At 24.3% G+C, this 6,382-nt stretch carries 4 protein-coding genes and 1 tRNA gene; 4 read left to right on the top strand and 1 reads right to left on the bottom strand.

From position 1 onward, the window contains the following. The first annotated feature begins 461 nt into the window (after positions 1-461). From Bpudo544_RS03180 to pgi, 3 genes are all read left to right on the top strand, one after another. Positions 462-534, top strand: a tRNA-Ile gene (locus Bpudo544_RS03180). A 335-nt stretch (positions 535-869) separates the two neighbouring features. Continuing rightward, the gene (locus tag Bpudo544_RS03175) at positions 870-1,805 is read left to right on the top strand and encodes a homoserine O-succinyltransferase (RefSeq protein ID WP_500825321.1); all 936 of its coding nucleotides are present in this window, start codon (positions 870-872) and stop codon (positions 1,803-1,805) included. Positions 1,806-2,095: 290 nt separating this feature from the next. Beyond that, on the top strand, positions 2,096-3,766 hold the full coding sequence (gene pgi / locus Bpudo544_RS03170; protein WP_500825320.1) for a glucose-6-phosphate isomerase: 1,671 nt from the start codon (positions 2,096-2,098) through the stop codon (positions 3,764-3,766). Between the two features lie 89 nt (positions 3,767-3,855). Here the strand turns inward: pgi and rsmD are convergent, their stop codons facing one another. Then, positions 3,856-4,482, bottom strand: a complete 627-nt coding sequence (gene rsmD / locus Bpudo544_RS03165; protein ID WP_500825319.1) for a 16S rRNA (guanine(966)-N(2))-methyltransferase RsmD — start codon at positions 4,480-4,482, stop codon at positions 3,856-3,858. A gap of 940 nt (positions 4,483-5,422) precedes the next feature. On the opposite strand from rsmD, the gene rpoH reads away from it, so the two are divergent. Continuing rightward, a complete protein-coding gene (gene rpoH, locus Bpudo544_RS03160) occupies positions 5,423-6,259 on the top strand; it encodes an RNA polymerase sigma factor RpoH (RefSeq protein WP_500825659.1) in 837 nt (278 codons plus the stop codon). Positions 6,260-6,382 lie beyond the last annotated feature (123 nt).

The following is a 6,382-nucleotide window of genomic DNA, read 5'->3' as shown; positions in this document are numbered from 1 at the left end:
AAATCCAAACCTCAAATTATCAAAAAATTTCTATCTTTACTAATCACTCTTTTAACGCAACACTCATTTACCATATGATATATGATGAATCGTATACTTAATATAAGTATATTAATAGAATCATAAAAAATATACAATATATTCCAATCAATATGAAATATTAATTCAATTTACATAAAATAGAAAATTAATAATTAATAATTTAAGTATTACTAATTACGACAACATCTGCAAATTATTTATGTTTAAGTAATAAAAATCCATATTTTTAACTCAAAAAAAGAATTTATAGAAATTATTGAATCAGTTAATCATGTTCATGTTATTATAGCTATAATATATGTAATTGAAATTGTAGAAAATAATTATTATAATAAAATGATACATAATATAAAGAAATCTTTATATATTTGATATTCACATTTTTACGATGTTTATATTAAAATATAGTTATATAGATTAGGCTTGTAGCTCAGTGGCAAGAGCGCACCCCTGATAAGGGTGAGGGCGGTGGTTCAAATCCACTCAGGCCTATTATGATTATATGCACATGTTATAACTTATATTACACAAAAAATGAGCAATAAACGTTTAATTTAAATTATTTTTTTATTTTCTTACGAAAAAAAGATTATAATCAGCATTATAATACAATATATTTCACATGTATATTTAAATATTTAAACATCTTTAAAATATAATAAAATAAAAATTAATCGATTTAACGTCTATTTATCTAAATCAGTACTCATTCATTAGCACTTTTTGTTATTAATAATAAAAACAAATTTATATTAATATCACTTAATTATTAACATTAAAATAAACAAAGAAATCAGGTACATATAAAATCATCAGGTCTTAACATTATGCCAGTTCGAGTATTAGATAAATTACCTGCTGTTCAATTTTTAAAAAAAGAAAACATCCGTATATTAAAAAAAACACAAGATATTTTTAAACTCCCTCGTGCTTTAAAAATTTTAATACTTAATTTAATGCCTAAAAAAATAGATACAGAAAATCAATTTCTGCGACTATTGTCAAATTCTCCCTTACAAATCGATGTACAATTATTACGAATTGATAACCATATCTCTAAAAATACACCTAATGATCATCTAAATAATTTTTACTGTACATTTTCCGATATCCAAAACCAATATTTTGATGGATTAATTATTACTGGAGCTCCTTTAGGTCTTACTGAATTTAATAATGTCACTTTCTGGCCAAAAATGGAACAATTATGTAATTGGGCAAAAAAAAACATTACATCAATATTATTTATTTGTTGGTCAGTTCAAGCAGCTTTAAAAATATTATATAATTTACCTAGATTTGTCAGAAAAAAAAAATTGGTAGGAATTTATAAACATAACATTACAAATTCTCATTCTCTTTTAACTCAAGGATTTGATGAAGTATTTTCAGTTCCTCATTCACGTTTTTCAGATTTTCCTAAAGATTTAATTTATCAAAATACAGACCTAGAAATTTTAGCAGAATCTGATGATGCTGGAGTATACCTATTAATTAGCCAAAACAATCAATTAGTATTTGTCACTGGTCATCCAGAATATGATGCTCATACCTTAGCTCAAGAATATCATAGAGATTTAAAATTAGGATTGCATCCAAATTTACCAGATCATTATTTTCCAAAAAACAATTCTAATTTAATTCCTAAAATCACTTGGAGAAGTCATGCACATTTACTATTTAACAATTGGATTAATTATTACGTACATCAAAATTCTTATAATAATTCAATTAACACACCTAATTCCAAAATTGTTTTATAGAATAATTTTTATAACATAAAAAATATAATGGTGTGATCACTAAATTATAATTGAATTATTGTTAACATTTTTATTTGCATATATAACTTATACTATAAATACCGTTATCAACATACTTGATGCCAATGAATTTCAATAATACATTATATCTTTAATTATTTTATTAATTTAAACACAACTCGACTATATTGAGTAAAACATATTCCATTATATTGACGTCGATCCAAAAATGATATAGTTTTAATAAAATATTAAATAATAATATAAAATTATTCAATGTAATTAAAAATATGAAAAATATTAGTCCCAACCGCACCAAATCATGGCAATCCTTAAAAAAACATTTTAATTTTATGAAAAAAATGCATATTATTGATTTATTCAAAAAAGATAAAAATAGGTTTTTACATTTCTCAAAAATATTTAATAATGAAATTCTTATCGATTATTCTAAAAATTTAATTACCCACGATACAATAAATAAATTAATAAAATTAGCTAAAGAATGTGATTTAAATGGTGCTATTTCTGCAATGTTCCGAGGAGAAAAAATTAATCGCATCGAAAATAAAGCAGTATTACATGTAGCATTAAGAAATCGACAAAATACTCCTATTTTAGTTGATGGACATGATGTCATGCCTAAAATCAATACAGTACTAAAAAAAATGAAAAAATTTTGTCAAAATATTATTCAAGGTCATTGGACAGGTTACACAAATAAAAATATTACAGATGTAGTAAGTATTGGAATTGGAGGGTCAAATTTAGGTCCATATATGGTCACTGAAGCCTTAACACCATACAAAAATCACTTAAATATGCATTTCATTTCTAACATAGATGGAACTCATATTTTTGAAACACTAAACCAAATCAATCCAGAAACAACACTGTTTTTAATAACCTCAAAAACTTTTACTACCCAAGAAACCATAACTAATGCACACAGTGCTCGAGATTGGTTTATTTCAAAAATACCAACACATGATGATATTACAAAATATATATCTAAACATTTTATAGCACTCTCCTCAAATACTTCAGAAGTAAAAAAATTCGGTATCAATCCATCAACAAACATGTTTGAATTATGGGATTGGGTAGGAGGTCGATTTTCATTATGGTCATCTGTTGGATTACCCATTATGTTATCGTTAGGATCTAATAATTTCGAGTTATTATTAGATGGGGCGTATTCAATGGATTTGCACTTTCAAAAAACCCCTTTAGAAAAAAATTTGCCAGTAATTTTAGCATTAATTGGAATTTGGTATAATAATTTTTTCTTAACAGAAACCGAAGCAATTTTTCCTTATGATCAATATATGCATCGTTTTTCTGCATACTTACAGCAAAGTAATATGGAATCTAATGGCAAAAGAATAGATCGAAATGGATATCCTATTGTTGATTATCAAACTGGACCAATAGTATGGGGAGAACCAGGAACCAATGGTCAACATTCATTTTATCAATTACTGCATCAAGGCACTAAAATGGTTCCATGTGATTTTATCGCTCCTACTACTAGTCACCATCCTATTCATGATCATCATGAAAAATTAATTGCAAATTTCTTAGCTCAAACTAAGGCATTAGCTTTTGGTAAAAGTGCGGAAGAAATCCGACAAGAATATGATACAATTACTTCTGACAATAAATGCATTAACATAATACCATTTAAGGTACTTCCAGGAAACAACCCTAGTAACTCTATATTAATAAAAAAAATTACTCCATATTCTTTAGGAGCTCTAATTGCATTATATGAACATAAAATTTTTACTCAAGGAGTAATTTTCAATGTTTATACTTTTGATCAATGGGGAGTAGAATTAGGAAAAAAACTAGCTAATTCTATTTATTTCGAATTAAAAAATAATAACTGTACTAATAATTACGATGATTCTACAAACGGACTAATTAATTACTATAAACTATGGAGCCAATATACATAAACATACAACATATTTATAATACCTATATCACAATATTTCAAAAAATTTTAATAATTTATTAAAAATACAATTTACTTAAAATTATTTATTTATTTTAATATACAAACACGTCTACTATACAAACAACATAAAATTTTTTGAGTAATTAGTTTACGATATAGATACCAATTTTTAGGAAATTTGTTTTTATTAAATAAACTACTAGATTTTTTATCAGTTTCAATATAAATCCAAGATTTCTTGCTTAAATAATTATATTTCTCTAATAATAATGCTATTTTAAGTATTATAGCATTATTATTAAACGGAGGATCAATAAAAACAACATCATAAATATCAGTAGTATTATTACTAAATTGTTGTTCTAACCAACAAACACAATCAGAACATACCGCTATACTATTATATTCTTGAAAAGAATATATAGTTTTTTTAATTAAAGTAATACAACTGTTACTATTATCTATAAATGTAACTTTCTTAGCCCCTCTAGATAAAGATTCAAATCCTAATGCTCCACTACCTGAAAAACAATCTAAACACACTGCATTTAAAATCACAGGGTCCAGCCAATTAAATAAAGTTTCCCGAATTCTTGAAAGAGTAGGACGTACAAAAACTTGATCAATAACAGGTATATTTCGACCTTTCCATTTTCCGGAAATTATACGAACCTTTCCATTTGTATGTCTAATAAAATTAGATTGAACTCCCATATTTACATTCTTAACATTACAAATAAATCTTTTAAAAATCGTTAATTCTATCTAATGTAAAAATATCTACTTAATACTCTTCCTTTATAAGGATATAAAAAAATTTTTATATGTTACATGCATAACTATATATATGAATAATACAATACGTGATATATACGGTATAATAATTGTATTATTTATTAGGTAATATAAAACAATACATTTTAAATAAAATAATTGAATAACATTCAATTTATACTTATATAGTATAAATTGAACAAAATTTTAAAATCATTGGTAATTCAGAACACTTCAATCTTGACACAAAATATATCGAATTGTTTCAAATATATATAAAAATTAACTCATATAATTATATAATATTATTCACGCAGACGCAAATATAACACAATTCAAAAAATTATAAAATATAATATCATATTAGTCATTACATTAATTCCTATCCAATTGCAACATAAAATGTTAAAATTAAATAAGAACTAAAAATTATTATTGATTTATTTAACAAAATTTAAAAATTATGTTAAAGAAAAATAATAATCATTTCAAATAAATTAACGGTATTAGATAATCATTTATAATATTAAATGAATTTAAATTTTTATATTTTTAACAAAAAATGTTCTTTTAAAATTAAAATATCTATTTTAATTTATATTAAAATATAATTAACGCTTCAAATAAAAAAATAATAAATTTTTTAAAAATCTATTACAATACATAATTAACATTATAAAATTCGTTATATTTAGTGCATTATAACATAATAATTATGTACAAAATATAAAAGATATTTATTAAATAATTCAACAATAAATTTATTTCATATACACAATTTTATTGTATATCATATAATAATTTATACATATATTATGATATAAACTTCTATTTATATGTACAATTAATCCCATCAGGAGAATACATGACTGAAAATATTATGTACAGAAATATCACTTTAGTACCGCAAGGAACCTTAGAAGCTTACATTAGAGCAACCAATCTATATCCTATGTTAACAGCAGAAAAAGAACGAGAGTTAGCCGAACGTTTATACTACAATAGTGATTTAAATGCTGCTAAACAATTGATTGTATCCCACTTAAGATTTGTTGTGCATATCGCTCGAAATTATTCCGGTTATGGATTAGCTCAGGCTGATTTAATACAAGAAGGTAATATCGGATTAATGAAATCAGTACGTAGATTCAATCCAGAATTAGATGTACGATTAGTGTCATTTGCAGTACATTGGATTAAATCAGAAATTCATGAATATGTATTAAAAAATTGGCGTATTGTAAAAATCGCTACCACTAAAGCTCAACGTAAACTATTTTTCAATTTACGTAAAACCAAACAACGTTTAGGTTGGTTTAATGAAGAAGAAATTGAAATGGTTGCTAAAACTTTACATGTTACTTGTAAAGACGTTCGTGAAATGGAATCAAGAATGGCTGCTCAAGATATGACTTTCGAACAATCTTCAGATGAAGATGAGAAAAATATTTTATCAATACCCATGTTATATTTACAAGATAAAGTTACTATAATTAATGAAGAAGAAGAATGGATTGACCAAATTAGCACAAAATTAAATGTAGCTCTAGATTCTTTAGATAAACGTAGCCAACATATTATTCGAGCTCGTTGGTTAGATGTAGATAATAAAATTACATTACAAGAATTAGCCAATCAATACGGAGTTTCAGCAGAACGAATTCGACAATTAGAAAAAAATGCTATGAAAAAAATGAAACTAATTATTCAAAATTAAATATATTGTTAATATCAATATATTCTATAAATTATTAGACATATCTATTTTACCATATTGATTTGACTAAATTAAAAATATCCAATAAAATTTAAATCAGACGTATATTTTCAATAAAAATTA

The organism is Blochmannia endosymbiont of Camponotus pudorosus (genome assembly GCF_059934925.1).
Note: the sequence above shows the minus strand (reverse complement) of the source record. Positions and strands in the feature narration are given on the sequence as shown.